Genomic DNA, 26333 nt, shown 5'->3' on the forward strand with positions numbered 1-26333 from the left:
ATTCGCGGGCGGGTTGCGGACGGATGGTGGGTGGATCCCAGGTGGATCGCGGTTTCGACGTGCTTTTTATTCGCGGGAGTCTCAGTTCGCCCATGGCCGAATTCAAAGTCGTCATCGCCGACCCCAACACCGGTGAGACGTTCCAGCGAGAGGTTGACGGACAGGACGCAAACCGGTTCCTCGGTCGCGATATCGGTGACGAGATCGGCGGCGACGCCGTCGGGCTCTCCGAGCACACGATCGCGATTACCGGCGGCTCGGACGAGACCGGGCGCCCGATGCGCGAGGACGTCTCCGGCACCCGCCTGAAGGAGCTCCTGCTCGAAGGCGGCGTCGGATTCGAGCCGTCTCGCGAGGGCGAGCGCAAGCGAATCACCGTCCGCGGCCGCGAGATCGACAACGACGTGGCCCAGATCAACGTCTCGGTGGTCGAGGGCGACGACGTCGCCGCCGCGCTCGGAGAGGGCGACGCCGACGCTGACGACGCCGACGAGGAGTAAGCGCCCGTTTTCGATGCCCCGCGTTCCCTCCGACGACGAGGGCGTCGCCTCGATCCGCGTCTCGCTCGCCCGGAGCGGCGGGACTCGCCGGCCCTGCGTCCGGATTCCGAACGACGACGAGCTCGACGGTCGCGTCGAATCCGGGACCTGTGAGTCGCTGTCGCTCGCCGCGGGCGACGTAATTCGTGTCGCCATCGACCGCGAGGAGTACCACGCGCCGGTACGGAGCGACAGCGAGGGACGGATCATCCGCGGCGCGTTCGACAACCGACGGCTCGCGCGCGAGCCCGGCGAAGGAGCGAACCGCCTCGCCGAGTGGCTCGACGAAAACGACCGCGAGCCGGGCGACGTAATTGTCCTCGATGTCGTCGTTCCCGGCGAGCTGTACGGACTCCGAATCCCCGGCGAGCGGACGGTGTACGAGGCGAACCGCGGCCCGCGGTCGTCGCTGTCGGACATCGCTCGCGACCTCGACGGGTGAACCTGAGCGGGTCGCTCCGACCCGATCGGCATCAGCGTCGACGAACGGGTCGGATCGCTTATTCTCGCGCGGACCCGATCCAGACGTATGCAAGAGGTCGACGCAGATCTGACGGCGCTCGACCGCGGGATCATCAACGCCTTTCAAGGCGGATTCCCGGTGACCGAGCGCCCCTTCGAACCGGCCGCGGCCGCGCTCCGCGAGCGCGGGATCGACGTGACCGGCCCGGAGCTGTGCGAGCGCGTGCGCGAACTCGACGAGGCGGGGACCCTCTCCCGGTTCGGGGCGCTCGTCAACGCCGAGGAGATCGGCGGAGCGGCCTCGCTCGTCGCGATGCACGCCCCCGAAGACCGGTACGAGGAGATCGCGGAGACGGTCAACGAGTTCACCGCGGTGGCGCACAACTACGAGCGCGAGCATCCCCACCTCAACATGTGGTTCGTCGTGAGCGTCGCCGACCACCCGGATCCCGACAAGGACGGGAGCGACCGGGTCGACGAGGTACTCGCGGAGATCGAGGCCGCGACCGGGCAGGAGACGTACAACCTCCCGAAGGTTCGCGAGTTCCACGTCGGCGCGAAGTTCCTCGTCGACGGCCCGGTTCCCGACGGCGAGATCGACCTCTCGGATCTGGGGCCCGCGGTTTCGGCCAGCGGCCGGTCGACGCTCACCCTCGACGAGCGCGACCTCGTCGTCGAGATTCAGGGCGGACTCCCGATCACGGAGATGCCGTACGCCGACGTGGCGGCCGCGATCGGCGCCGAGGTCGACTGGGTGATCGAGACGATCAAGCGGTTCAACGCGGAGGGGAAGGTGCGCCGCGTCGGCGTCATCCCGAACCACTACGCGCTCGGGTACACCGAGAACGGGATGACCGTCTGGGACGTGCCCGAGGACGCGCTCGACGAGGTCGGGCCGGTCGTCGCGAGGCTCGACTTCGTCACCCACTGTTACGAGCGACCCCGGCACGCGGGCGTCTGGGAGTACAACTTCTTCGCGATGACCCACGGGCGGACGGAGGCCGAAAGCGAGCGCCGGATCGCGGAGGTCAAAGAGCTGATGGACGAGTACTGGGAAGTCGGCGAGAGCGACTGGGACACGCTGTTCTCGACCCGAATCTTGAAGAAGACGGGGATCCGCATCGCTGACCGCGCCGACAGCAACACCGCGTGATCCCGCTGTACCACGACTTCACCGGCGAGACGGTGCTGGTGTTCGGCGGCGGCACCGTCGGGTCGCGGAAGGCGTCCCGGTTCGCCGACGAGGCGCGAGTCGTCGTCGTGAGCCCCGGCTTCGACGATCGGCTGGTCGACCTCGCCGAGGAAGATCGCGAGTCAGTAGAACTGGTCCGCGCCACACCTGACGCCGAGGCCATCCACGGGTGGATCGACCGCGTCGACCCCGCTCTCGTCGTCGCCGCCACGGACGACGCGGCCGTCAACGCGGCAGCCGAGGCGGCCGCGCTCGACACCGGCGCGCTCGTCAACCGGACCGACGTGTCGGCCGGGGACCGTTCGGGCGGCCGAGACGTGCGGAGCGTCGTCGTCCCGGCGACGATCGAGGACGACCCGGTCAGGGTGGCGCTCTCGACCGGGGGCGCGAGTCCGGCGCTCGCGAAGGCGCTCCGCGAGCGGATCGAAGCGGAGATCGACGGCGCCGGCGCGATGGCGGAGCTGTCAGGGACGCTCCGTGCGGAGCTCAAAGACCGAGATGTCCCCCCCGAGAAACGTCGGGAAGCGATCCGCCGCGTCGTGCGATCCGAGGGGGTTTGGAAGGCTTTACAAAAGGGGGATTCCTACGGCCGGCAAGAGGCAGATTCCGTGATCGAGGAGGTACTCAATAGATGAAGGAGACGGGCGCTATCACGGGCATAAGCGTCGCCTACTCCCGCGCGACGGTCGACGAGATCGAGGCTGCGGGCGGCGACGGCGTCCGAGCCACCGTCTCGGACCTGCTCGCGCGCGACGGGGTCGAGGAGGCGTTCGCGATCCAGACCTGCAACCGCTCGGAGGCGTATGTCGTCACCGACCGGACCATTGACGGCTCGGTCGCGCTGGAGTCGTTCGCCCCCGAGGTCCGCGGCGGCGCGGTCCGTCGACTCGACCACGAGGAGAGCTTAGAACACCTGATGCGGGTTGCCTCCGGGCTCGAATCGCTCGTGCTCGGCGAAGACCAGATCATCGGGCAGCTCCGCGAGGCGTACGAGGAGTCGAAGTCCGCGGGCGGCATCGGTCCCGTGTTGAAAGACGGGGTGACGAAGGCGCTCCACGTCGGGGAGCGGGCGCGCAACGAGACGTCGATCAACGAGGGGGTCGTCTCGCTCGGATCGGCCGCGGTACGGCTGGCCGCCGACGAGATCGACCTCACCGACGGCTCTGCTGTCGTGGTCGGCGCCGGAGAGATGGGGACGCTCGCGGCACGGACGCTCGACGACACCCCGGTCTCGGAGATCGTCGTGGCAAACCGAACGGTGCCGAACGCGGCGTTCGTCGCCGAGGAGGTTGAGACTCCTGCTGAGGCGGTGCCGCTCGCCGACCTCGCAACCGTGATCCCGGACGCCGATCTCGTGATCGCGGCGACTGGCAGCCCAGACCCGGTGATCCGGTCGGAACACGTGACGGGCGCCGACCGGCTCGTCTGTATCGACATCGCGCAGCCGCGAGACATCGAGCCCGCGCTCGCCGACCGCGACAAAGTCACGCTGTACGACATCGACGCCTTGGAGGACGTGACCCGCAAGACCCGCGAGAGCCGCGAGGAAGAGGCGCGAGAGGTCGAGGCGATTATCGACGAGGAACTCGACCGCATCCTGGAGGCGTACAAGCGCAAGCGCGCCGATAACGCCATCTCGGCGATGTATGCCGGCGCCGACCGCGTGAAGGCCCGCGAGGTCGACCGCGCCGTCTCGAAACTCGAAGCGCAGGGTGGACTCACCGACGAGCAGCGCGAGACCGTCGAGGATCTGGCGGACGCGTTGGTCGGTCAGTTGCTCGCCGCTCCGACTCGGTCGCTTCGCGACGCGGCCGGCGAGGACGACTGGGAGACGATCCGCACCGCGCTCCGGCTGTTCGACCCCGAATTCGACACGCTGCCGGAGGGTCCGGGAGCGAGCGGATCTGGGCACGACGCGGCACCCGGCGACATTGAGGTCCCGCCCGGCTCGGTCGCCGAGGAACTCGACGACTGAGCGCGGCTCACCGACCGCGCCGTGGCTTTCTAGATAACTCACCAAACCCGTGAGCGACCGCGACGCCGGCCTGCTCAGTCGCCGGCGACCGCGAACCGCGAGGCGTCGGCCTCGGCGGTCGGTACGGTGACGAGCGAGACGCCGACCGTGAGAACCGCCGAGAGGACCATCAGCCCGAGCGCCACGTCCCAGCCGCCGGCGACGGCGCGGGGCAGCGTCGGCACGGCGGCGACGACCGCCGACAGCACCACCGCGAGGTACACGATCTGCGGTACGAGCACGCCGACGATCATGCCGGAACGCGTCGTCCGATCCCAGTAGAGCGCACAGATCACCGGGAGCGCGAGCAGCGCGAACCCGGAGAAGGCGGTGTCACCGACCTCGATCAGCGTCCCGGGCCGGAAGAGGCTCGCGACGAACGCGAGGAGGGCGAAGACGGCGACGCCGATCCGGGCGATCCACGCCTCACGGCGCTCGGAGGCGTCAGCGTTGATCACGGGGCGGTACACGTCGCGAGTGAAGTACGAGGACCCCGACAGCAGCATCGAGTCCGAGGACGACATCATCGCGGCCATCGCGCCCGCGATCACGAGCGCCGCGAACCACGCTGGCGTGTACTCGTCCAAGACGACGGGGAGCACGTTGGCGTTCGCGGGCACCTCGACCGGCATTCCGGCCGCCCACGCGCCGAGCATGAACGCGGGGAGAAAGAGGAGGAGGACGAGCACCGGCCACAGCACGAACGACCGCTTCAGCGTCTCGCCCGACTTCGCGACGAAGAAGCGCTGGTTGATCTGCGGGAACATCGTCACGCCGAACGCGATGGTGATCGCGGTGGAGATGATGAACCCGGGCGAGTAGAGGCCGCCGCCGAAGCTCCCGAACTCGGGCCGGGCGTCGAGCATGGCGCCGGTGGCCGCGCCGACACCGCCGACCGCCGAGACCACCCACACGGCGGCGATCCAGACCACCGAGAGCATGAACAGCCCTTGTACCGTGTCGGTCCACGCGACGCCGCGCATCCCCGCGAGGACGACGTAGAGGATCATGAAAGCGGTGACCAGCGCTGCGCCGCCCCAGTAGGGGACGACGCCATCGGTAAGTCCCACGAGCGCCTCGCCTGCGCCCATCTGCTGAAGCATGACGTACGGGAACAGCCACAGGAGGCTCACCCCGGCGACGAGCGCGCGTAGCCCCACGGAGCCGAACCGGTCGCCGAGCATCTCGCCGAGCGTGACGTAGCCGTGCCGGTCGCCGATCAGCCACTGCCGATACCCGATTGCGTACCACAGCACCGCGAACAACACCCCGTCGAGCGTCCCCATCACGATCAGCCACTCCGGGCCGGCGGCGAACGCGAGGTTCGGCCCGCCGAAGAAGGTGAACGCTGAGAGCAGGGTCGCGAACGTGGTGAAAAGCAGCACGACCGTCCCGATCGAGCGGTTCGCGAGGTAGTAGTCCTCGGCGGTGGCCTCGGAGACGCGGTAGGCGACGAGCCCGACCGCGAGCGCGAACAGGAGATAGCCGACGACGATACCGAGCGAGAGCGAGAGCGTCACCGTCGGTCACCCCCGACTGTCGATCCGGGTTCCGACTCGGGGCGGAGACCCATGCCACGCTCCCACGCACCGCTCCGGACGAACCGCCAGAACAGGACGGTACACAGTCCGAGCCACGCCACGTGCCACCAGATCCACACCGGGAGCCCGGCGACGACCCGATCGACTCCCCACAGCGGCCACGGCACCGCGAAGGCGACGAGAACCGCGAACGTCGGTATCCAGACGAGATCTCTCCGCGATCGACTCATATGGAGCAGTATTAGAATGCGCCGAATAAATAGTGTTTGCCTAATTCGGTAGTAGCTATCGAAGATAAATTCTCTTCAAACGGGGTCGACGCAGGCGCGTGCGATAACTATTTTCGCTGACGGACACAACGACGCACGGGCGGCCAGCGCCGCCGATCATCACCATTCACCCATCATGAAAGACACCGAAAAATACCTCATCCACGCCAACATCGCGGCCGACGGCGTCGTCGAGCGGAGCGACGTCGTCGGCGCGGTGTTCGGCCAGACCGAGGGGCTCCTCGGGGATGAGCTGGACTTACGAGACCTCCAGGAGTCCTCGCGGGTCGGCCGGATAGACGTCGCCGTCGAGTCCGAGAACGGTCAGTCGTTCGGCGAGGTCACGGTCGCGTCGAGCCTCGACAAAGTCGAGACCGCGATCCTCGCCGCCGCGTTAGAGACGATCGACCGCATCGGCCCCTGCCACGCCTCGGTGGAGGTGACGAGCATCGAGGACGTGCGGGCGGCGAAGCGCCGCGAGGTCGTCGAGCGCGCCAAGGAGTTGGTCGCCGGCGGCTTCGAGGAGACGAGCCTCGCGAGCGACGATATCTTAGACGAGGTCCGCGAGGCCGCCCGTGTCGAAGGAATCGTCGACTATGAAGGGCTTCCCGCCGGCCCTCGCGTCGGCGACTCCGACGCCGTCATCGTCGTCGAAGGGCGCGCGGACGTGTTGACCTTGCTCGAATGTGGCATCAAGAACGCAGTCGCCGTCGAGGGGACCAACGTCCCCGACGCGGTCGCCGACCTCACCGCCGACCGCACCGTCACCGCGTTCCTCGACGGCGACCGCGGCGGCGAACTCATCCTCCGCGAGCTCGCGCAGGTAGGCGACGTGGACTACGTCGCGTTCGCGCCGCCGGGCGAGTCGGTCGAGGACCTCGACCGCAACACCGTCTTCGAGGCGCTTCGCGGCAAGGTACCGTACAGCAGCCTCGCCGACGAGCCGAACCTCCGCGAGGCGGCCACTGACGACTCCGGAAGTGCCCCCATCGACAACGAAGGAAGGGGCCGCTCGGGCGAGATGTCCGAGCCTTCCGAGAGCGAAACCGAGAGCGAGCGAGCGAGCGACGGCGGTGACGACGGTGACGCCGGTGTCGTTGCCGGCGGAGCCCGGAGCGCGACGGATCGCGGGCTCGTGGACGCGGTCGAGGATACGCCGGCGCCCGCGGCGACCGACGCGGGCGAGGTCGACGAGGTCGGCGAGGATCGCGAGGGGGACATGGAAAGCGACTCCGACACCGCAGATATCAACGACGCAGAATTTGACGATCGAGCGGCCGACGATCCGAATCTCGACGAAGCGGCGGATGCCGAGAGCGTTGAAGAGACCGACGCCCCCCTCGACAACGAGCCGCGCTCGATCGAAGAGCACGTACAGGAGATCGTCGACGCCGGCAGCGACCGCGCCCGACTGCTCGGCGACGATCGCGGCGTCCTCGCGGAGATCGACGCCGTCGACGCCTTCGACGCGATCGAGGACGCCGAGACGGCCCCGCACACGGTCGTCGTCGACGGGCTGATCGACCAGCGCCTCCTCGACGTCGCCGCCCAGCGCGGGGTCAGCGAGCTGCTCGGCCGCGAGGTCGGCGAGTTCGTCAAGCGACCTGTGGGAACGCGAGTGCTCACGGTCGGCGACCTCCGCACCGGGAGCTGACGGCGGGCGCGGAGCACCTTCAGCGCGCACGATACCTGTTCTCAAACCACCCCGACTGCTCAGACGAGGCCGACCGCGCCGAGTACCGCGAACAGCGCGTCGCCGAACGTCAGCGAGACGACCAGCCCGATCGCCATCGGGACGACGAACGGCATCCCCGGCGACACCAGCACACGGTCCTTCCGGGCGACGACCGCCAGTCCGCCGCGAAGCGTCTCGGCGTCGGTGCCGTACGCGCCGTGATCGATCTCCTCCAAGAATCGCTCGGCGGCCCAGGGGTCGTCGCCGGGACGATCGGCGCCCCCCTCGCCGTCGACTCCGGTCACGGTCCCCCCGTCCGTCCGCGGTCCGACGTGCGTGCCGCCGTCGGTCGGGTCGTGCGTCTCGCCGACGCTGTCGGGGTCGCGGAAGCGGTCTGGATTCTCGCGCAGGTCCGCGAGCGTCGCCCCACGCCAGCGCAGGTACATCCGGAGCGCGTCCAGATCGAGCCCGTTCCGGGTCGTCCCCGCGTCGTCCTCGAACAGGCGCCCGTGGCGGTCCGGCAGCGAGTCGGTCGCCACCGGCCGCGCGAAGAACATCGTCGCCGAGCGCTCCCCGCGGAGGAGGTTGCTTACGGCGAGCCCCAGCGGGTACGCCAGCGCGAGCAGGACCGTGTTCGTGAGCACCGTCAGCGAGAACACGCCGAGCTGGGTGTCGACGAGCGGGAGGATCAGCCCGGCGACGGCGTACTCCGGAAAGGTGGGAAAGAGGATCGCGATCGCGATCAGCGCCTTCGCGTCGGCCCCGCCGAACGCCCCGAGGTACCAGAACGCGTAGCCCAGCGGGGCGACAAACAGTAGGCTGATAGCGGCCCGCACCGCGAATCGCACCTCCTCGAATCCCGCGAGGGGCCATATCGCCGCAAGCTCCCAGATCAGCAGTAGCGCCCCGAACGCGTACAGCGGCGGCCACAGCCGGTTCGGGAGGCGTCGGGTCCGGACGTCTTGCAGGGCCGCCCACGCGAAGACGGGGACGACGAACAGGCGGAGAGCGTCCGGCAGCGTCGCGAACATGTCACCACGGCCGGCGCGGGCGTAATTAGGCGTTCGGGTTCGCGTATCGCGATCGATAGCGCGGACCGAACCGCCGGTGCTTTGTGGGCTCACCCACGACCGGCGAGCGATGCGCCGCCGCCTCGGAACCAGTCTGTACGCCGGGCTCCTCTTCACCGTCCTCGGTGCGATCGCGTGGGCCACCGGCCAGCCGTTCGTCTTCCCGAGCCTCGGGCCGTCGGCGTTCCTGCTCGCGTTCGACCGACGGAGCGAGCGCGGGCGCGCCGCCCGGATCGTCGGAAGCCACCTCATCGGCGGCGTCGCCGGGCTCACAGCGTGGTGGCTGATCGCGCCCGGCGCGAGCCTCACCGCGACCGCGCCTGCGTTCTCGCCGGCGGGGTTCCGGCTGGCCGCGAGCGCGACCGTCTCGCTCGTGGCGACGAGCTGGGCGATGATCGCGACCGACGCGGTCCACGCGCCCGCCTGCGCGACGACGCTGATCGTGTCGCTCGGGCTCCTCTCGACCCCGACCGAAGTGGCGATCATCGTCGCGAGCGTGAGCGTTCTCGTCGGCTTTCACGCCGGCGTCATTCGGGTGTTCAAGCGGATCGTCGGCGACGCACACCCTCTCTATCGGGTAGAAAAAGGCTGATCGTCGCGATCAGCGGTCCGGTCGCTCCGACCGCGCCGGCCCCGCGTCGCGGTGGAGGTACAGGTACGCGAGCACCGGAACGATCGTGAACAGGAGCGTCGCGAGCGCCCAAACAATCGCGTAGCGGCTGCCGCGCGCCTTCGCGTCGCGGTAGATCCACACCGCGGCGGCGACGACGACGCCGTATATCACCAGCGTGAGCGGGAGCGACCACGGGAGCGCGACGCCGAAGAGGCTCATGGTTCGCCCGTGAGGTCCGCACTCATTACGAAATCGGGCTCGGCGGCCACCGGGATCCGGTTTGCGCCCGTGTCGCTGACGTGCTCGACCGTTTCGGGGATCAGCACTCGGGCCGCGTCGGCGTCGACCGCGGCGGCGTCGCCGGCAATCGCGTCGTACAGCGCCCCCGCCGCGTCGACATCGCGCCACGCGGCGGTGCCGTAGGTCGCGGTCCGGATCGTCTCGTTGTCCGTCTCCCGCTCCGTCACGCGAGTCCGGACCGCGAAGCCGGCGAGCGCGTCGGCGTCGGCGACCGCGAGCAGTCGATCCTCGTCGGCCGCGGTCGCCAGTCGCCCGCGGGTGAGCGCCGAGCAGGCCCACGACTCGTCGGAGTCGAGCGCGAGCCCGCGCAGGTGGTCGCGGGCGTCGCTGTCGCTCCAGAACGCCCACGCGGCGTTCGGGTCGGGATCGGTGACGGTCTCGAGGGGTGTGGCCTCAGAGCCCCCCATCGAGGCGGACGCGTCCGGCTCCGGCTCCGCGAACCGGAACTCCGTCGCGGGCTCGAAGCCGACCGCCCGCGACTGCCCGAGCCCCATGATGTTCCACGAGAACACCATGTTTCGACACACCCGCGCGCCGCGGTCGCGGGCCCAGTCGAGCGCGGCGGTCGAGAGCGCGGTCCCGACGCCGAACCCGCGGGCCGCGGGGTCGACGCGGATCCCCTGCCCCCACGCCTCCCACTCGGAGAGCAGAACGCCTTGGATACAGCCGACCACGGCCTCCGGCTCGCCCGCCGCGACCGCGCCCGCGCCGTCGCCCTCGACGAGGGTGTCGCCCTCGGCGCGGTCGTCGCGCTCCGCGACCGCGTCGCTCTCGGCCACTGCTTCCGGCGGCAGCGTCGCGACGAAGGTGCCGCTGTCGGGGTCGTCGGACGCGGCCCACTCGGGAAACACGCGCGGGATGTAATCCTCGTGGCGCTCGCCCCACGTGTCGTGCGTGAACGCGGCGATCGCGTCGGCGTCGGCGGGGCGGGCCTCGCGGACGACGACGGCGGAAGACGATTCCGCGTCGGGGGTCGTCATCGCCAGGGCTGTGACTCCTCGGTCAGCTCGCCGGCGAGGTCGCGCCCCATCGCCTCGGCGGGGTCGGACAGGTTCGCGAGCGCCCACATCAGCTTCACCTTCGCGGTGCCGGGGAGGGTGTCGCCCGCCTCGACGACGCCGGCGTCGAGCAGATCGCGGCCGGTGTCGTACACCCGGTCGCAGACGCGGCCGGCGAGACACTGGCTCGTCATCGCGACGACGGTCCCGTTCTCGATCAGCGCCTCGATCCGCGGGATGAGGTCGGTGTGAACGTGGCCGAGTCCGGTTCCCTCGATCACGACGCCGTCCTTGCTGTCGAGATAGTCCCACGCGGCCGGGTCCATGCCGGGCGTGAACTTCACCAGTTCCACGTCGCCGTCGAGGTCGGGTTCGAGGTCGACGCTGGCGCCGTCTTCGCCCGCGTCCTCCCCCCGCGGGAGCGGATCGCGGGTCCACTCGATGGCGGCGTCGGCCGCGTCGCCGTCGGCGCCCGCCTCGGCCGCGGCCTCGTAGTCGATGCGGCCGAGTGGTGCGCCGCCGACCGTCTCGAAGGCGTCGCGCCGGGAGGTGTGGTTCTTCCGGACGCGGGTGCCGCGGTGGAGCGCGCAGGCGTCGTCAGACTGGCTCGCGTGCATGCAGACGAGCGTCTCGGCGTGGTCGGCCTTCGCGGCCTCGACGGCACAGACCGCGTTCATCACGTTGTCGGAGGAGGGCCGATCCGCCGAGCGTTGGCTCCCGGTGAACACGATCGGAACCGGCGAGTCGAGCATGAACGAGAGCGCGGACGCGGAGTACTGCATCGTGTCGGTGCCGTGCATCACGACGACGCCGTCGGCGCCGGCGGCGATCTCCTCGCGGACGGCCTCGGCGAGCTCCTGCCAGATCGGCGGCTCCATGTTCTCGGAGAGGATGTTGGCGACGACGCGCCCGCGGTAGTTCGCGCGCCCGGCCAGATCGGGGACGGCTCGCAGCACGTCCTCGGCGTCGAACTGGGCGGTGACCGCGCCGGTCCGGTAGTCGACGGTGGAGGCGATGGTGCCGCCGGTAGAGATGAGCGAGATCGTCGGCAGGTCGCCGTCGAAGGTGATCTCGGAGGCCTCGCCACCGCCCGCGTCAGCGCCCTCGTCGACGTCGCGGGCGCCGGATTCGAGCACTTCCACGTCGGCTTCGTCGCGGTCGATACCGACGTTGTACCCCCCGTCGAGCTTGACGACGAGGTGGTCGTGAGTCGTCGAGGGGAGTAGTACGCCCTCGTTCGTGACGTCCCCGCGGTCGACGCGGACGCGATCTCCCGGTTGCATACCACCGGGTTCCCCTCCGGCGGACTTGAATCCAACCGTTCGGCGATCCGGGGCGGACCGGCGTTCGACCGGACTCACGCCGGGACCGGACCCAGTACGTCTTTTACCCGCGCCCCCGACCGAGAGCGCATGGACCGCGACGAGTTCGCCGCCAGCATCGACCACACCGTACTCGGCCCGGAGACGACGTGGGGAGACGTCGAGACCATCCTCAACGAGGCCGCCGACCACGGGATGAACGCCTGTATTCCGCCCTGTTACCTCCCCGAGGCGGCCGACTACGAGAACGCCCCGAAGACGATCGCGACCGTGGTCGGGTTCCCGCACGGCCAGCACGCCCCCGGGGTGAAACGCGACGAGGCGGTCACCGCGTGGGACGACGGCGCCGACGAGATCGATCTGGTGATCAACGTCGGTCGGCTGAAGGCTGGCGAGGACGACGCGGTCGCGGCCGAGATTTCGGACGTGGTCGCCGCGGTGCCGGTTCCGGTGAAGGTGATCATTGAGACCGCGCTCCTGAGCGACGACGAGAAGCGCCGCGCCTGCGAGGCCGCCGTCGAGGCCGACGCCGACATGGTGAAGACCTCCACGGGGTTCGCCGACGGCGGCGCGACTATCCGAGATGTGGAGCTGATGAGCGAATACCTCCCGGTGAAGGCCTCCGGCGGCGTCGGCTCCTACGAGGAAGCGACCGCCATGCTCGACGCCGGCGCAGTCCGAATCGGCGCCTCTTCCGGCGTCGCCATCGTTGAGGGACACCCCGGGGACGGGGACTAACGCCCGTCAGGCGACGAATCTCGGCCGTGGCCGTCGGCGACGAGACCGTCTCCGTGCGTCGAATCGTCGCTGTCGGCGTCTATCTCCCCGTTCTCGGCGTTCTCTCCGTTCTCCGCGCGCTCTCCGCCCCCGTCGCCGTCAATCTCGTCGCTGTCGACGTCGACCTCGAAGGCCGCGGACACCTGTTCGGAGCCAGTTGCGACTTCCCCGCTCACCGCTGCGACATCCTCGACGCCCTCGACCGCGCGCTGGGTCGACCGCGCTTGGTCCTCGGCGGCCTCGCTTATCTCTTGGACGCCGTGGTTCGTTTCCTCGACCGCGTCGACGACGGCCTCGAGCGACGACGACGGCCTCGAGCGACGACGACGCCTCGCGAACGATGCCGGCCCCCTCGTCGATCCGCGCGTTCGTCTCGCGGACGGTCGCGATCTGCGACTCGATCTCGGCGGCGGCCGCCTGCGTTTCCTCCGCGAGATCCTTGACTTCGTTCGCGACGACCGCGAACCCCTCGCCGGCCTCGCCCGCGCGGGCGGCCTCGATGGAGGATCTGCGCTCGACGGATCGGGGATAAAACCGCTATGCAGAGATTCTCAATAATAATAACAAGGATACTACTCGCCTCTGAATGCGACACCGTGTGTCGTGGAGCACGATGTAAATGGCTCTGGACACCCCTCATCGCGTTCTCTCGTCGTGAGAATGCCGTCGTATCCATTTATATACAGAACCCCTACAGCAAGGCATGAGTCACCCGACCGGACCAGAATCGCGGGGACAGAACCTCGACGCGGCGTTCAAAGCGTTCGGCGCGGTGGGCATCCTCATTTCCGTCGCGCTCATCGTCGGCGTGCTTGTACTCACCGACCCGTTCGGCGAGCTCGTCAGGACCTCGCCGGCGGTGTTCGGGAGTCTGCTGTCGGCGGGCCTACTCGTCGCCGTCGGCTACGCGACCTACGCGCTGCGGCGTCGCTGACGAGACGAGCCCGGCGATCGGCGAAGAACAGCGACACGGAACTGACCACAAACGCGGAATCGGCGCAACGAGCGGCGAGCGACCGTCCGATCAGCTGGACACGGTCGCGGACTCGGTCTCCGACCGGTCGTACTTCTCTTCGAACTCTTGAATGAGCTGTCCCATCTTCGCGTACCAGTCGTTGAGCATGCGCTGCATCTCGTCGGTGATCTTCTCGGGGTCGGTCGGCGAGTAGACGTGGTAGTAGCCGCCCTGATCGTAGTTGATCTGCTCTTTGGTAATGAAACCGGTCTGGAGCAGCCGTTGAACCGACCGGTAGGCGGTCGAGCGCTCACGATCGACCGCCTCGGCGACCGCGTCGATGGTCATGGGTTCGTCGCTCTCGACGAGCACCCTGAAACACTCGCGATCGAGCGGCTTGAGTCCGTGGAAACACTCGAGTAGCCCCTCACACTGCATGTCGCTCTGGAGCTGTTCGGACAAGGAATCCGGCATAGTATTATCCCAGCGTACGACACGTACCCGTAAAAGGCTTGTGTGTGGATAATACAATCTTGCGACATCCTGCTAACGAAGGCGAGCGCGGTCGATCATTGCCGTCGGCGGCACCGAAGAGGACGTGACCACGTTCGCCGTCGTCGCCACCGCCACCGTCGCCGCCACCACCACCGATCGCCGACGCGAGAGACCCGCTCTTACGCCGTGCGCGGCGGCGGCACGAGAAAGACGTTCCCGGTCGCGCGGGCAACGACCTCCTCGGAGACGCTCCCCAACAGGAGCCGTCGGAGCCGGCTGCGCCCGCGAGAGCCGACGAGCAGGGTACTCGGGTCGTACTCCGTCTCAGCAGCGAGGATCTCCTTGGCGGGATCGCCGCGCCGCACCTCGGTGCGAGCGTCGAGCCCCCAGTCGCCGAGTCGGTCGGCGAGGTCGGCGAGGCGCTCGTCGGGGTCGGCTTCGCCGCCCGCGTCGTCTTTCGGCGACTCGACGTGGACGAGCGTCACCTCCTCGGTCGCGTGTCGCAGGTACTCGAACGCCTGAAAGGCGCGCTCGGCGTTCTCCGAGAAGTCCGTCGCGAACAGCGTCCGTTTAAATAGGTGGCGTCGGATCGGGTCCGGGTCGTCGACGCCGCGCTCGATGCGGTCGACGAGCAGCGGGACGACGGTCGTGCGGGCGAGATTACGCGCAGTCGACCCGATCACGCGATTTTCGAGCGGACTCTTCCCGCGGGAGCCGACCAAGATGAGGTCGGCAGCGATCGACTCGGCGATCCCGTTGATCCGGCGGTGGGGCGTCCCGCGGACGACGTGGGTTTCGACCTCGAACCCGGCGTTCTCGATCGTCGATCGATACGCTCGAAGCGCCTCTTTCCGGCGTTTCTGGAAGTTCATTCCCGGCATCCCCGAGTGGACGTTCGAGGGGACGACCGTCACGAGGTGAATCCGATCGACGCCGATCCGGTCGAGACAGGAGAGCCCCGTCTCGGACTCGATCATCGTCTTGCTCGCCGCGGAAAGGTCCGTCGCGATCACCGCGGACTTCGCGCTCGGGGGCGATTCACCGAGCGGCGTAGAGCCGCCGGTCATCGTCGTCCTCCGACCGCAATGGGTCGTCGGGTGGGGTCGCCACCCCAATTGATATTTCTCATACTGCACAATACTCACGTAGAAGCGATAAATCTCCCGGTCAGATCGCGGCGTGACGACGACAGCAAGGGCTATAACCCGGCGGCGGTCGAACCAGTGACTATGAGCGATGAGACGATCGAGGCTGCGGTCGAACACTTCCTTGACGAGACTGAGTCCTCGCTGGACAGCTACGAACAGGGGTACGCGGACGCCGACGCGACGCTCACGGTGCTCCGGACGCACATCGACGAGTTAGCCGCCGCCGTCGACGACGAGAGGTCGGAGTAGACGGGTCGGTGCCCGACTGACCGCGATCGCCGAGGCCGTCTTAGGGCCCCGCGCCGATCAGCTCCCGCACGCGGGCGACATGCTCGCCGAAAGCGGGGTCGCCGCGCTCGCGCGGTCGCGGCACGTCGACATCGACGAGCTCGGCGACGCGACCGGGTTCGGCCGCCATCACGACGATCCGGTCTGCGAGCGTCACCGCCTCGGCCACGTCGTGCGTGACGAACAGGACGGTCTTGCCGGTCGACCCCCACACGTCGAGCAGCTCGCGCTGCAGCATCTCCCGGGTCTGGGCGTCGACCGCGCCAAACGGCTCGTCCATTAAGAGTAGTTCGGGGTCGACCGCGAGCGACCGCGCGATGGCGACGCGCTGTTTCATCCCGCCCGAGAGCGACTTCGGGTGCGAGTCGCGGAACTCGGTGAGCCCGACGAGGTCGAGCATCTCGTCGACCCGCTCTGCCTGCTCCGCCTCGGAGCGGTCGCTCCGTTCGAGCCCGAAGCCGACGTTCTCCTCGACCGTGAGCCACGGGAACAGGTGGTACTCCTGGAAGACGACGCCCATGTCCGTCGTCGGCCCGGTGACCGGGGTGCCGGCGAGGCGGACCTCGCCGTCGGTGGCCTCCGCGAGTCCGGCGATGATCCGGAACAGCGTCGTCTTCCCGCAGCCGGAGGGGCCGACGAGACAGACGAACTCCCCCTCGTCGACCGCGAAGGAGACGTCGTCGAGCGCGCGGACGGGATTACCGTCGCCGTTGCCCTCGTACGTCTTCCCGATGCGGTCGACGGCGACGCCGGACTCCTCGACGGCGCGCTCGGCGTCTCCGTCCGTATCGGTCTCGGCCATCGACCCGTCGTTCACGCCCGCCACACTAACACCCTCCGTTGGACCGCGCGGAACGCCACGTCGACGAGGAGGAACATCAGGCTCAACACGAGGATGTACGCGATCACCTTGTCGACGAGGAGGTTGTTGCTCGCGCGCAGGATCTCGCGGCCGACGCCGGGCACGCCGAATATCTCGGAGGCGACGACGAGCATCCAGCAGCGTCCGAGCCCGGTGCGGATCCCGGTCGTGATCCCCGGCATCGACGCCGGGAGGACGATCGATCGGACCATGTCGAGGTCGCCGCGCACGCCGAGCGTCCGGCCCACGTCGAGTAAGTCCTCGGAGACCCCTTCGACGGCGCCGTACGACGCGTAGAAGTTGATCCAGAACGCGCCGACGGCGATGATAAAGGCCGCGCCGGCGTGGTTGATACCGAACCACGCGATAGCGAACCCGATCAGCGCGAGCGGCGGCACCGGTCGGAGCGTCCGGACGAGCGGGGCGGTCACGTCGTCGAGGAGGCCGCTCCACGAGAAGGCGACCCCGGCGGCGACGCCGAGCCCGGTGCCGACGACGGTTCCGGGTATCCAGTGGCGGATGCTCGACCACAGCGCGGTCGTCATCGTCCCGGAGGCGAACTCCTCGGCGAACGCGTCCCCGACCGCCACCGGCGACGGCAACACGTACGCCGCCTGCGTGAGCGATATCAGGTGCCACACGACCACGAACCCGACGACGCCGGCGAGTCCGCGGAGGAGCCGCCGGGGATCGTCGAGGCCGAGGCCGCTGCGCAGTTCGTCCCCGTCGAACTCCCGTCCGGTGTCGGTGGCCATCAGAGCGAGTCGTACACCTCGAAGTCGAAGATCGCCTCGTTCGACAGCTGTTCGTCGATCTGTCCGTTGTTCGCCGCGAACTCCGAGAAGACCGGGGTCGCCTCGGTGATCTCGCGGGGGTCAGTGACGAAGTTCGACAGCGGCGAGTCGAGCGCCCGGCGGGCGCGGTCAGCCGGCATCCCGATCCCCGACTCGACGTGCCCGGCGGTCGCGTCCGGGTTCTCGTCGATGAAGTCGGTGGCACGGACGTGCTGCTCGACGAACTGCACGGCGAGCGGAGAGTCGCGGACCGCGTCGCTCATCAGGGTGACCGCCGCGGGCTGGCCGGGGAGGATCTGCGCGGCCGTCCGGAGCATCGTGACGGACGAGCCCTCCTCTTGGGCGATCGTTGGCACCGGCTCCATGATCGAGGTGCCGTCGATCTCGTCGTTGGCGATCGCCTGCCAGACGGCGCTCGCGCCGTTGATCTCGATTATCTCGACGTTCTCGTTCGACTCGGGGTCGACGCCGATCTCCTGGAGCCAGTAGCGGAGCAGCACGTCCGGGACGCTGCCCTGCGGGAAGGTGCCGAACCGGAAGGGCCCGCCGTTCTCCTCGGCCCACGTCGCGAACGCGTCGCCGCCCTCCGCCTCGAAGGTCTCGTGGAACGACTCCTCGGCCATGATCCCCATCGGTTCGCGGATGTTCGCCGCGGTCACCTGCGCGGGGATGTCGCGGTCGATGACGATCATCGCCGGCACGATCCCGAACATGGCGACGTCGATGTCGCCGCCGCCGATCGCCTGCACGATCGACGGGCCGTCGGTGAACTCTCGGCCGGTGATCTCGGCGTCGATCTCGGAGAAGTAGCCCTCGCCCTCCATCACGTACCACTGGAGGTCGGGGTAGATCGGCATGTGTGCGACCGTCAGTTCGTTGAGTCCGCCGTCGTCGCCGCCGAGACAGCCGGCGAGACCGACCGTGGCCGCTCCGCCCGCGGCCGCAAGAAAGGACCGTCGCGAGGCTCCCGCGTTTCGCTCGTACATACCGATCACAGGGGTCGTGCGTGCAATACCCCCTCGCCACCAGCAACTGGAGCGGATACCGGTGACGGCGCATATCGGACAGAAGCGTCGGTACTCGTGGATCCGGTCGCCACGTCCGGTGATACTCCGTTGAAACTGCGTCCGTGGTCGACGCAATACTTGCGAGGGCGATCGGCGTGATCGCTGCCGGCCTCGGCCGCCGCCGCCGATTCGCCACCGATCCGCCGGCGACCTGCCGCCGATCCGCCGTCGGCCTGCCGCCGATCCGCCAACAATCCGCCGCCGCCAACCTGCGCCGACCCGCCACCGACCTCCGCATCCGCCGCCGACCCGCCGCCGACCCGCCGTCGTTTATGAGGCCGCCCGCCAACACGCGCGTATGGTCTCGGATATCTTCGACCCCGATGCGTGGGAGCCGGTCACCGACGAGTTCGACGACATCACCTATCACCGCGGCGTCGACGTGCCGGTCGTCCGGATTGCGTTCGACCGCCCGGAGGTCCGGAACGCGTTCCGCCCGGGCACCGTCGACGAGCTGTACGCCGCGCTCGACCACGCGCGCAAGCAGGCCGACGTTGGCTGCGTGCTGCTCACCGGCAACGGCCCCTCGGAGAAGGACGGCGGCTGGGCATTCTGCTCCGGCGGCGACCAGTCGGTGCGCGGCGGCTCCGGCTACGAGTACCGTGACGACGACGAGGCGGGCGACGAGGACGACCCGCTCGTCAAGGAAGCCCGGGCGGGTCGACTCCACGTCCTCGAAGTCCAACGGCTGATCCGGTTCATGCCCAAGCCCGTCGTCGCGGTCGTCCCCGGCTGGGCGGTCGGCGGCGGCCACTCGCTGCACGTGATCTGTGACCTCACGCTCGCCAGCGAGGAGCACGCGAAGTTCCTCCAGACCGATCCCGACGTGGCCTCCTTCGACGGCGGGTTCGGCTCCGCGTACCTCGCGAAGCAGATCGGCCAGAAGAAGGCCCGCGAGGTGTTCTTCCGCGGGAAGACCTACTCAGCCGAAGAGGCCGCAGACATGGGGATGGTCAACGAGGCGATTCCCCACGAGGAACTGGAGGAGGTCGCGATCGAGTGGGCCGACGAAATGACGAAGAAGTCGCCGACCGCGATGCGGATGCTGAAGTACGCGTTCAACATGACCGACGACGGGATGGTCGGCCAACAGGTATTCGCGGGCGAGGCCACCCGCTTGGCGTACATGACCGACGAGGCGCAGGAAGGCCGCGACGCGTTCTTGGAGAAGCGGGACCCCGAATTTCGCGACTACCCGTGGCACTACTGAGGGGCCCACCGTCCGCCGTCCGCGTCTTACCCGTGCGTGTACCCACGGTCGGGAAGCGGGTCGCCGTCGGCGGTCACCCCGTCCGCGGCGTCGACGACTCTCCCCACGCGGGTCAGCCCGCCCGGACACGTCTCGCTGACGGGCTCGACCGCGTCGTCGGGGAGGGTACAGACGAGCTCGAAGTCCTCACCGAAGTGTGCGGCCAGTTCGAACCGCTCGGCCGGATCGTCGGCGACCGCGTCGACGGCGGGGTGAACGGGAACGCGGTCGGGATCGAGTTCGAACCCGACCCCGCTCGCCTCCGCGAGCTGGTGGAGTGAGCGCGCGAGCCCGTCCGAGGAGTCCATCATCGCGGTCGCCCGATCCGCGAGCGCCAGCCCGTCGGCGACGCGTGGCGTGAACCGGAACAGGTCGTTGGCGCGCTCGACCGCCTCGTCGTCGCCCCTTTTAAACAGCCGGAGCGCGGCCGCGGAGCGCCCCCACTCGCCGGTGACGCAGAGCGCGTCGCCGGGGCGCGCGCCCGACCGCGTGACGACGCCCGCGTCGGTCACGTCGCCGATCGCGGTCGAGGCCGTGGTGAACTCGTCGTGGGTGTCGAGGTCGCCGCCGACGTACTCGGCGTCGACCGCCTCGCAGACATCGATCGCGCCGGCGACGAATCGGTCGAGGTCCCCCTCGTCGAAGGCGGCATCGGCGTAGACCGCGACCGCGGCGGTCGCCGCCGCGCCCATCGCCGCCACGTCCGAGAGCGACGCGCCGACCACGCGCCACCCGGCGGTGTACCGCGTCGTCCCGGGCGGGAAGTCGGTCCGCTCGTGGAGCATGTCGGTCGTGATCACGGTGTCGTCCACGACGGCGGCGTCGTCGCCAGCGTGCGGGAGATCGGCCGTGAGCGCCCGAAGCGCATCTCGCTCGTTCACGATACCGACGGATCGGGACGGAACGGATTATAAGGGATCGATCCGGGCGGCGCGGGCTCGCTTCCCGATCGCTCATCCACGATTTGCTGATTGTTACCAAGACCCATTTAAACGAGTAATACACATTAACGAATATTATCATTATCAATCATTATGTTTATTACTCACCACTCTGACGTACCGAGTGCAATGACAGTATCCGTACACGGACACGCAGCAGCCCGAGCCGCCGACAGCACGATCACCAGACGACCACCGCAACCACCCACACGACCCGATGACGACACCTAACGACACCACGCCCACCGACGACCCGACGAATCAGACGGCCCGAACGACCGATCAAACGTCGACCGATCGACGCAACGCCGACACTTCTCCCCGGACGATCCCCGGGCGCACGCCGATCACCGAAGAAGCGGGCGCCCCGATCGTCCCGACGACACGTCCGACGACAGCGGGGTCGACCGCGACCGACACTCCCCGACGCCCGAGCCCGCCGCCGACCGACGACGAGCGGGACGCCCCGCTGGTCCCGGACCTGCGACCGACGCGTCGCCCGCGGACCGACGGGAGGTCGCGATGAGCGCCGTTCCCATGGCGGGGACCGGGCGCGGACCGCGACCGGACCCGACGACGTTCACGCGGTGTGCGACCGACCAGTTCACCGACGACGCGACCACGCGGATCGACGACACGAGCGACCAGTTCACCGACGACGCGACCACGGAGTGACACCAATGTATCCCAACGAACTCGACGACGACGTCTTCACGAAAGATATCGATAACCCCGCCGGCCGCCGGCTCCGCGAGCTGTTCGAGGAGCAGGACTACACGTTCGCGCCCGGGATCTACCACGCGCTCGACGCCCGCCTCGCGGAGATGGCCGGGCTCGACGCCGCCTACATGAGCGGCTACTCGACCGTCCTCGGCCAGTTCGGCTTCCCAGACCTGGAGATGGTCACGATGTCGGAGATGGTCGAGAACGCGAAGCGCATGGTCGAGGCGACGAACCTCCCGGTTATCGCCGACTGCGACACCGGCTACGGCGGCACCCACAACGTCCGCCGGGCAGTTCGCGAGTACGAGAAGGCCGGTGTCGCCGCGATCCACATCGAGGACCAGACGACGCCCAAGCGCTGCGGCCACATCGCCGGGAAGGAGGTCGTCTCCCAGGAGCAGGCGCGCTCGCGCTTCGAGGCCGCCGTCGACGCCAAGCAGAGCGAAGACACCGTCATCATCGCTCGCATCGACTCGTACGGCTCCGCCAACGGCGACTGGGAGGACCACCTCGAACGCGGCCGGATCTACGCCGACGCCGGCGTCGACCTCGTCTGGCCGGAGATGCCCGACCCGTCGCGCGAGGACGCGATCGAGTACGCCGAGACGATCCACGAGACCCACCCCGATCTGGATCTCGCCTTCAACTACTCCTCCTCGTTCGAGTGGGGCGCACAGGAGGACCCGCTCACCTTCGAGGAGCTGGGCGATCTGGGCTACCAGTACATCTTCATCACGCTGTACGGGCTCCACTCGGGCGCGCACGCCGCCTACGAGGACTTCGCGAACATCGCCGAAAACGACGAGGAGGCGCAGTTCGACCTCGAAGAGCGGTACATCGGCCACGAGACCGAGAGCCACCACGAGCTCTCCTTCGTCCCGCGGTACCAGGACATCGAGGCCCAGTTCGACCCCGACGCCAGCCGGCGCCACGAGGAGTCGGCCGGCTTCACCGACGAGGAGAGCGACCCGATCACCACCGAGAGCAACGACGACGACTGATCGCGTCGACGGACAACTGATCGCGTCGACAGACGATCGACCGCCAATCGCGGTGCCCGGCCGTCACCGGTTCGGGATCGCGCCCCGTTTTTTCAGCTCGTTGAGATCGCCGTCGCCGTAGCCGTACTCTCTGAGGACCGCCTCCGTGTGCTCGCCGAGCGACGGCGGATGCTGTCGGACCGTCGTCGGCGTCCGCGAGAAGTGCATCGGCGACCCCGGCACCCGCATCGGTCCGGCGGTCGGGTGATCGAACTCGGCGATCATGTTCCGCGCGGCCAGTTGCGGGTCGTCGAACACCTCCGCCATGTCGCGGACGGGACTCGCGGGGACGCCGTGCTCATCGAGCCGATCGAGGGCGTCCTGCGTCGTCAGATCGGCGAACGCGGCGTCGAGTTCGGGGTCGAGCGCGTCCCGGTTGCGCACGCGCTTCTCGTTGGTCCCGAACCGGTCGTCGGCCAGCAGGTCGGGGCGGTCGAGCGCCTCACAGAGCCGCGGCCAGAACGCGTCGGACGCGCAGGCGACGACGACGTACCCGTCGCGCGTCTCGAACGCCTGATACGGAGCGATGTTCGGGTGTTTGCTCCCCATCCGTCCCGGCGGCTCGCCGCTCGCGAAGTAGTTCGCCGCCATGTAGCTGGTCCATGCAGCCTGCCCGTCGAGCAGGCTCACGTCGATCTTCTGGCCCGTCCCGTCGCCGAGTTCGCGTTCTAAGAGGGCCGCGAGGATCGCCTGCGTCGCGTACATCCCGGCGCCGATGTCGGCGAGCGCGACGCCGATCCTGACCGGGGGGCCGCCATCGACACCCGTGATCGACATGAACCCGCCGCGCGCCTGCATCATGATGTCGTAGGCGGGCTTGTCGCGGTCCGGACCCCACTCGCCGTACCCGGAGATGCCACAGTAGATCAGCTCGGGGTTCTCCGCGGCGAGGTCGGGGTAGTCGAGGTCCCACTCGGCCATCTTCCCGACCCGGAAATTCTCGACGACCACGTCCGCCTCGCGCGCAAGGTCGCGGAACACCGCTCGCCCGGCCTCGCCCGCGAGGTTCAGCTCGACGGAGCGCTTGTTGCGGTTGACGCTGGCGTAGTAGGCGCTCTGGGCGCCGTCGCCCTCGCCGAAGGCGGGCGGACGCCACGTCCGCGTCTGGTCGCCCTCGCCCGGGCGCTCGATCTTTATCACCTCGGCACCGAGGTCGCCGAGCTGCATGGTGCAGAACGGCCCCACGAGCACCCGCGAGGCGTCGAGCACGGTGAGTCCGTCGAGCGGTCCCGTGTCGCCGTCGGGGTCGCGCGCCTCACCGACCACGCCGGGTCACCCCCGTAGCCGGCCGCCGTGTCACGTTCATGCCACCGACTCGGGCGGGCGGGTAATGAGCCTCTCGGCATCCGCCCGGAGCAGCCCCATCGCCAGCGCGGACACCGGGTTCGCCTCGCTGAACGTATTCGTCACGACGGTCGCGTCGGTCGCGTCTCTGACCCTGCTGGTCGAGTTGATCGGCGTCGTGGTGTGAGGCGGAGCGAGCGGCGGCCCAGCTCCCGGTTCTGGCGAGTCGACAGCGAGTGACGGAATGTGGAGAACGGAGGCGTTGCGGCGGGTGGTTACGGTGAGTCGACGTTGTGGTTGGGTCGGACGGGTGTCAGGCCGGCAGCGTGTCGATCCCGTTGATCTCGACGTAGCCGTACCCGCACTCGGGGCAGCGCCACTTCGTCTTCTCGCCGAGGTGGAGCGTCATCGCCGCGGTCCGGTAGAACGACTGCGTCTCTCCGCACGAGGGACAGTCAACGTCCTTTTCGAGCGCCATGTGCGCGGATCCGTTCGGCGCAGTTTTGAAGCTACTGATCCGGTGTTCCTCGCATCTCACGTGACCCCGCTCAGCCACGCCTGCCTGAGGGTCGCGGCGACGAACTTCTGTTCGGCGGCCCGATGATCTGATGGAAGGTTGGCGAGGAGATGTCGAACCGCTCGGCGAGCGACTGCTCGGGATGCCCCGTCGAGCGCGGGAAAGCGGAGTTGCGGATCGGAGAGAAACGGGGTGTGTCAGATGTGTGCCTCTGACAGTAACGTAGAGTGCCTCCTTCGGGATAGTCGCATTCCCTATTGAATTAGGTGGGGGGGGAGTCGGCGACGGTAGTCGCTACGTCTCGTCGACGTGCCGGACCTCGCTGGCGACGCCGCGCGTCGACTCGACCATCTCCGGGCCGGACATCTCGGCGCGACCGATCGCGAACGCCTTCGGTCCCTCGATGACGACCTCGTCGCCGACGCGAATATCGTCGTCCGCGTCGACGACGCCGGGCGCCAAGACGGAGCCGTGCGGGACGAACGGGTCGATCTCGACCCGCTTGGTGGGAGCGTCGCTCTCGGCCCAGCGGCGCGCGCCGGCGAGAGTAAAGGAGAGGGTGCCATACTGCGGCACCATCGTCGCGAGCTGTTCGCCCGGCTCGCCCTCGCGGCCGGCGTCGGGGTCGTCGCCCCACACCTGCAGTTTGGGGTAGCGTCCGGTGGTGCGGATGTCGGCCTCGCCGGGGCCGCCGAACAGGTCGTCGCCCGCGCCGTCGCCGAGGAGGTAGTCGGCGAGCGCCCGGACCGTGTTGTGCTCGCGCTCCCGCTTGCTGTAGGCGGGCTCGCCCTGTAAGGCGGCGTTCAGCTCCCCGAGCGACTCGTCGCTCGTCGGGTGGCCGACGCAGGTGTACTCGAAGGACACGTCGATCGCGGGGTCGCTCTCGACGCGCTCGCAGATCTCGCGGTAGCCGTCCTCGGGGACGTGCGCGACGACCCGGGAGTAGTCGTTCCGCTCCAGATACCGCCGCAGCACCTCGGCGACGAACCCGATCTCGTCTTCGCTCCAGTCGCCCGTGACGACGGCGTCGTAGTGCTGGGCGGGGTAGGTCGTCTCCAGTTCCTGGGGCACCACGCCGATCGGCGAGGTCATCGAAACGGTGTGACCGCGCCACTGGATCGCGTCGTGGAACTGCCCGTGGCTCTGAGAGTCGCTGTACGGTTTGGTGGCCGAACAGGGGACGAGGACGAGCGGCTGGTCGGTGAACCGATTCTGGTACCGGCTCGTGACGCGGTCGGCGAACCGCCGGATCTCGACGCGGTCCAGCGTCTCCGCGGTCGCCGCGGTCACCTCGGCGTCACGCATGAGCGGGGTCCGCTCCTCGACGTACCCCCACTGGTCGTCGAACTCGCGGAACGCCGCCGTGAGCCACTGCTCGTGACGGGTCTGGCCCTCGATGTAGTCTCGCAGACGACCCGCCCGGATCCGCTCGCGGACCCGTCGGAGCTCGGCGCGGAGCGCGTTGACGTTGTGCTCGGCGCAGTCCGCGCGCGTGAACTCCTCTCGAGGCCCCGCGCAGGCCGGACAGGCGCACGGGAGCTCGTCGAGGTCCTCGAGGAAGTGCTCGGCGTCGGCGGTGCAGTACATCCCCTGCGCCCCCTTCGTTCGCGCGAGCGTCTCGTCAACGAGGTCGACGCCGGCGTACGCGAGGAGCGCGACGTTCCGGGGCGTGGCGACGCCCGACAGCATCAAGGCGGTGTCGGCGGGGAGCGACTCCTTCGCGGAGACGATCGCGTCGCGGAACGCCTCGCCGTGGCCGACGAACCCGGAGGCGTCCGCAAGGACGTACGCGTCAGCGCCCACGTGGCGGGCGCTCTCGCTGTCGACGACCGCCGCGGCGGGGAAGTCGACCTCGGGGTGATCGACCGCGAACGACTCGCGGACCTCTCCGCGGGTTCCCGCGGGGAACGCGCGATGCGGCAGAACGGTGAGCGAGGCCTCGTCGCCGTCGGGGACCGTCCGCTCGGCGGCCCAGAGGCTGCCCGCGTCCGCTAAGAACGGGTCCGCGAGCGCCGGCGTCGTCACCGGGTCGGCGAGCCGGAGCTCCCCGAGCCGGGCGGCGCCGTCGCGCTCGTGGATCTCGAAGTAGTCAGTCATACCTCCTCTCGCGGGGGGACGGTCAATTCTCTTGTGTTCCGCGGCCGCGAGGCGGGCCGGAGGGTGTACCTGGTGGGAAGGAAAGAGGCCCCGGTTCGGCC

At 68.9% G+C, this 26333-nt stretch carries 32 protein-coding genes; 15 read left to right on the forward strand and 17 right to left on the reverse strand.

Annotated elements, in window-relative coordinates; all coding sequences use genetic code 11:
* Positions 1-92: 92 nt before the first annotated feature.
* The 5 genes from HLAC_RS10585 to hemA all read left to right on the forward strand — a co-directional run bounded on the left by HLAC_RS10585 (position 93) and on the right by hemA (position 4168).
* Positions 93-500 (forward strand): 30S ribosomal protein S6e, encoded by a 408-nt coding sequence (locus HLAC_RS10585; RefSeq protein ID WP_015910828.1) that lies wholly within the window; start codon positions 93-95, stop codon positions 498-500.
* A 13-nt stretch (positions 501-513) separates the two neighbouring features.
* Positions 514-981 carry a DUF7112 family protein gene (locus tag HLAC_RS10590; protein ID WP_015910829.1) on the forward strand — a complete coding sequence of 156 codons (468 nt, stop codon included), beginning with the start codon at positions 514-516 and terminating at the stop codon, positions 979-981.
* Between the two features lie 87 nt (positions 982-1068).
* A complete protein-coding gene (gene ahbB / locus HLAC_RS10595) occupies positions 1069-2154 on the forward strand; it encodes a siroheme decarboxylase subunit beta (RefSeq protein WP_015910830.1) in 1086 nt (361 codons plus the stop codon).
* Positions 2151-2828: a precorrin-2 dehydrogenase/sirohydrochlorin ferrochelatase family protein gene (locus HLAC_RS10600; RefSeq protein WP_015910831.1), complete on the forward strand. Its 678-nt coding sequence runs from the start codon at positions 2151-2153 to the stop codon at positions 2826-2828. The genes ahbB and HLAC_RS10600 overlap by 4 nt, the downstream gene beginning before the upstream one ends.
* Complete coding sequence (hemA, locus tag HLAC_RS10605) at positions 2825-4168, forward strand: glutamyl-tRNA reductase (protein ID WP_015910832.1); 1344 nt, start codon at positions 2825-2827, stop codon at positions 4166-4168. Before HLAC_RS10600 ends, hemA begins: the two co-directional genes overlap by 4 nt.
* 74 nt (positions 4169-4242) lie before the next feature.
* Here the strand turns inward: hemA and HLAC_RS10610 are convergent, their stop codons facing one another.
* Together HLAC_RS10610 and HLAC_RS10615 are read right to left on the reverse strand one after the other, a co-directional pair.
* Positions 4243-5727, reverse strand: a complete 1485-nt coding sequence (locus HLAC_RS10610; RefSeq protein WP_015910833.1) for a sodium:solute symporter family protein — start codon at positions 5725-5727, stop codon at positions 4243-4245.
* On the reverse strand, positions 5724-5978 hold the full coding sequence (locus tag HLAC_RS10615; protein WP_015910834.1) for a DUF3311 domain-containing protein: 255 nt from the start codon (positions 5976-5978) through the stop codon (positions 5724-5726). The genes HLAC_RS10610 and HLAC_RS10615 overlap by 4 nt, the downstream gene beginning before the upstream one ends.
* Before the next feature lie 175 nt (positions 5979-6153).
* On the opposite strand from HLAC_RS10615, the gene dnaG reads away from it, so the two are divergent.
* A complete protein-coding gene (gene dnaG, locus HLAC_RS10620) occupies positions 6154-7671 on the forward strand; it encodes a DNA primase DnaG (protein WP_015910835.1) in 1518 nt (505 codons plus the stop codon).
* Between the two features lie 59 nt (positions 7672-7730).
* On the opposite strand, the gene HLAC_RS10625 is transcribed toward dnaG, so the two are convergent.
* A complete protein-coding gene (locus HLAC_RS10625; protein WP_015910836.1) occupies positions 7731-8723 on the reverse strand; it encodes an A24 family peptidase in 993 nt (330 codons plus the stop codon).
* Between the two features lie 109 nt (positions 8724-8832).
* On the opposite strand from HLAC_RS10625, the gene HLAC_RS10630 reads away from it, so the two are divergent.
* Positions 8833-9354 (forward strand): HPP family protein, encoded by a 522-nt coding sequence (locus tag HLAC_RS10630; RefSeq protein WP_015910837.1) that lies wholly within the window; start codon positions 8833-8835, stop codon positions 9352-9354.
* A gap of 9 nt (positions 9355-9363) precedes the next feature.
* Here HLAC_RS10630 and HLAC_RS10635 read toward each other — a convergent pair whose 3' ends face one another.
* From HLAC_RS10635 to gatD, 3 genes are read right to left on the reverse strand one after another with little or no spacing between them, the layout of a single operon-like run.
* Positions 9364-9594 carry a hypothetical protein gene (locus HLAC_RS10635; protein ID WP_015910838.1) on the reverse strand — a complete coding sequence of 77 codons (231 nt, stop codon included), beginning with the start codon at positions 9592-9594 and terminating at the stop codon, positions 9364-9366.
* Positions 9591-10655 carry a GNAT family N-acetyltransferase gene (locus HLAC_RS10640; protein ID WP_015910839.1) on the reverse strand — a complete coding sequence of 355 codons (1065 nt, stop codon included), beginning with the start codon at positions 10653-10655 and terminating at the stop codon, positions 9591-9593. Before HLAC_RS10640 ends, HLAC_RS10635 begins: the two co-directional genes overlap by 4 nt.
* Positions 10652-11956: a Glu-tRNA(Gln) amidotransferase subunit GatD gene (gene gatD / locus HLAC_RS10645; RefSeq protein ID WP_015910840.1), complete on the reverse strand. Its 1305-nt coding sequence runs from the start codon at positions 11954-11956 to the stop codon at positions 10652-10654. Before gatD ends, HLAC_RS10640 begins: the two co-directional genes overlap by 4 nt.
* A gap of 129 nt (positions 11957-12085) precedes the next feature.
* On the opposite strand from gatD, the gene deoC reads away from it, so the two are divergent.
* Positions 12086-12733 carry a deoxyribose-phosphate aldolase gene (gene deoC, locus HLAC_RS10650; protein ID WP_015910841.1) on the forward strand — a complete coding sequence of 216 codons (648 nt, stop codon included), beginning with the start codon at positions 12086-12088 and terminating at the stop codon, positions 12731-12733.
* On the opposite strand, the gene HLAC_RS19975 is transcribed toward deoC, so the two are convergent.
* Together HLAC_RS19975 and HLAC_RS19820 are read right to left on the reverse strand one after the other, a co-directional pair.
* A complete protein-coding gene (locus HLAC_RS19975) occupies positions 12730-12948 on the reverse strand; it encodes a hypothetical protein (RefSeq protein WP_015910842.1) in 219 nt (72 codons plus the stop codon). The genes deoC and HLAC_RS19975 overlap by 4 nt on opposite strands.
* A complete protein-coding gene (locus HLAC_RS19820; RefSeq protein ID WP_394296233.1) occupies positions 12872-13273 on the reverse strand; it encodes a methyl-accepting chemotaxis protein in 402 nt (133 codons plus the stop codon). The genes HLAC_RS19975 and HLAC_RS19820 overlap by 77 nt, the downstream gene beginning before the upstream one ends.
* A 202-nt stretch (positions 13274-13475) precedes the next feature.
* Between HLAC_RS19820 and HLAC_RS10665 the strand changes: the two genes are divergently transcribed.
* On the forward strand, positions 13476-13706 hold the full coding sequence (locus HLAC_RS10665) for a hypothetical protein (RefSeq protein WP_015910843.1): 231 nt from the start codon (positions 13476-13478) through the stop codon (positions 13704-13706).
* A 90-nt stretch (positions 13707-13796) separates the two neighbouring features.
* Here HLAC_RS10665 and HLAC_RS10670 read toward each other — a convergent pair whose 3' ends face one another.
* The gene (locus HLAC_RS10670; protein WP_015910844.1) at positions 13797-14201 is read right to left on the reverse strand and encodes a helix-turn-helix domain-containing protein; all 405 of its coding nucleotides are present in this window, start codon (positions 14199-14201) and stop codon (positions 13797-13799) included.
* A gap of 200 nt (positions 14202-14401) precedes the next feature.
* Positions 14402-15289: a universal stress protein gene (locus tag HLAC_RS10675; protein ID WP_015910845.1), complete on the reverse strand. Its 888-nt coding sequence runs from the start codon at positions 15287-15289 to the stop codon at positions 14402-14404.
* A 162-nt stretch (positions 15290-15451) separates the two neighbouring features.
* Between HLAC_RS10675 and HLAC_RS19300 the strand changes: the two genes are divergently transcribed.
* Positions 15452-15619, forward strand: coding sequence for a hypothetical protein (locus HLAC_RS19300; RefSeq protein ID WP_169304929.1), 168 nt, complete (start codon positions 15452-15454; stop codon positions 15617-15619).
* 40 nt (positions 15620-15659) lie between these two features.
* Here the strand turns inward: HLAC_RS19300 and HLAC_RS10680 are convergent, their stop codons facing one another.
* The 3 genes from HLAC_RS10680 to HLAC_RS10690 are packed head-to-tail and all read right to left on the reverse strand — an operon-like array spanning position 15660 to position 18300.
* Positions 15660-16484: an ABC transporter ATP-binding protein gene (locus HLAC_RS10680; protein WP_015910847.1), complete on the reverse strand. Its 825-nt coding sequence runs from the start codon at positions 16482-16484 to the stop codon at positions 15660-15662.
* Positions 16472-17275 carry an ABC transporter permease gene (locus HLAC_RS10685; RefSeq protein ID WP_015910848.1) on the reverse strand — a complete coding sequence of 268 codons (804 nt, stop codon included), beginning with the start codon at positions 17273-17275 and terminating at the stop codon, positions 16472-16474. Before HLAC_RS10685 ends, HLAC_RS10680 begins: the two co-directional genes overlap by 13 nt.
* The gene (locus HLAC_RS10690) at positions 17275-18300 is read right to left on the reverse strand and encodes an ABC transporter substrate-binding protein (RefSeq protein WP_015910849.1); all 1026 of its coding nucleotides are present in this window, start codon (positions 18298-18300) and stop codon (positions 17275-17277) included. Before HLAC_RS10690 ends, HLAC_RS10685 begins: the two co-directional genes overlap by 1 nt.
* 379 nt (positions 18301-18679) lie before the next feature.
* Between HLAC_RS10690 and HLAC_RS10695 the strand changes: the two genes are divergently transcribed.
* The gene (locus HLAC_RS10695; RefSeq protein ID WP_015910850.1) at positions 18680-19591 is read left to right on the forward strand and encodes a 1,4-dihydroxy-2-naphthoyl-CoA synthase; all 912 of its coding nucleotides are present in this window, start codon (positions 18680-18682) and stop codon (positions 19589-19591) included.
* A gap of 26 nt (positions 19592-19617) precedes the next feature.
* On the opposite strand, the gene thiL is transcribed toward HLAC_RS10695, so the two are convergent.
* Complete coding sequence (gene thiL / locus HLAC_RS10700; protein ID WP_015910851.1) at positions 19618-20511, reverse strand: thiamine-phosphate kinase; 894 nt, start codon at positions 20509-20511, stop codon at positions 19618-19620.
* Between the two features lie 277 nt (positions 20512-20788).
* Here thiL and HLAC_RS10705 point away from each other — a divergent pair, with 277 nt between their 5' ends.
* From HLAC_RS10705 to HLAC_RS10710, 3 genes are read left to right on the forward strand one after another with little or no spacing between them, the layout of a single operon-like run.
* Positions 20789-21097, forward strand: coding sequence for a hypothetical protein (locus HLAC_RS10705; protein WP_049933549.1), 309 nt, complete (start codon positions 20789-20791; stop codon positions 21095-21097).
* A complete protein-coding gene (locus tag HLAC_RS19305) occupies positions 21094-21246 on the forward strand; it encodes a hypothetical protein (protein ID WP_015910852.1) in 153 nt (50 codons plus the stop codon). The genes HLAC_RS10705 and HLAC_RS19305 overlap by 4 nt, the downstream gene beginning before the upstream one ends.
* Before the next feature lie 5 nt (positions 21247-21251).
* On the forward strand, positions 21252-22295 hold the full coding sequence (locus HLAC_RS10710; protein WP_015910853.1) for an isocitrate lyase/PEP mutase family protein: 1044 nt from the start codon (positions 21252-21254) through the stop codon (positions 22293-22295).
* Between the two features lie 63 nt (positions 22296-22358).
* On the opposite strand, the gene HLAC_RS10715 is transcribed toward HLAC_RS10710, so the two are convergent.
* A complete protein-coding gene (locus tag HLAC_RS10715; protein WP_015910854.1) occupies positions 22359-23600 on the reverse strand; it encodes a CaiB/BaiF CoA transferase family protein in 1242 nt (413 codons plus the stop codon).
* A 64-nt stretch (positions 23601-23664) separates the two neighbouring features.
* Between HLAC_RS10715 and HLAC_RS18795 the strand changes: the two genes are divergently transcribed.
* Positions 23665-23805: a hypothetical protein gene (locus HLAC_RS18795; protein ID WP_015910855.1), complete on the forward strand. Its 141-nt coding sequence runs from the start codon at positions 23665-23667 to the stop codon at positions 23803-23805.
* 126 nt (positions 23806-23931) lie between these two features.
* Here the strand turns inward: HLAC_RS18795 and HLAC_RS19310 are convergent, their stop codons facing one another.
* The gene (locus HLAC_RS19310; RefSeq protein WP_008006832.1) at positions 23932-24096 is read right to left on the reverse strand and encodes a DUF7838 family putative zinc beta-ribbon protein; all 165 of its coding nucleotides are present in this window, start codon (positions 24094-24096) and stop codon (positions 23932-23934) included.
* A 333-nt stretch (positions 24097-24429) separates the two neighbouring features.
* Entirely contained in the window at positions 24430-26232 is a 1803-nt protein-coding gene (gene arcS, locus HLAC_RS10720) for an archaeosine synthase subunit alpha (protein WP_015910856.1), read from the reverse strand.
* Between the last annotated feature and the right edge of the window lie 101 nt (positions 26233-26333).

Source organism: Halorubrum lacusprofundi ATCC 49239 (assembly GCF_000022205.1).
Taxonomy (GTDB): Archaea; Halobacteriota; Halobacteria; order Halobacteriales; family Haloferacaceae; genus Halorubrum; species Halorubrum lacusprofundi.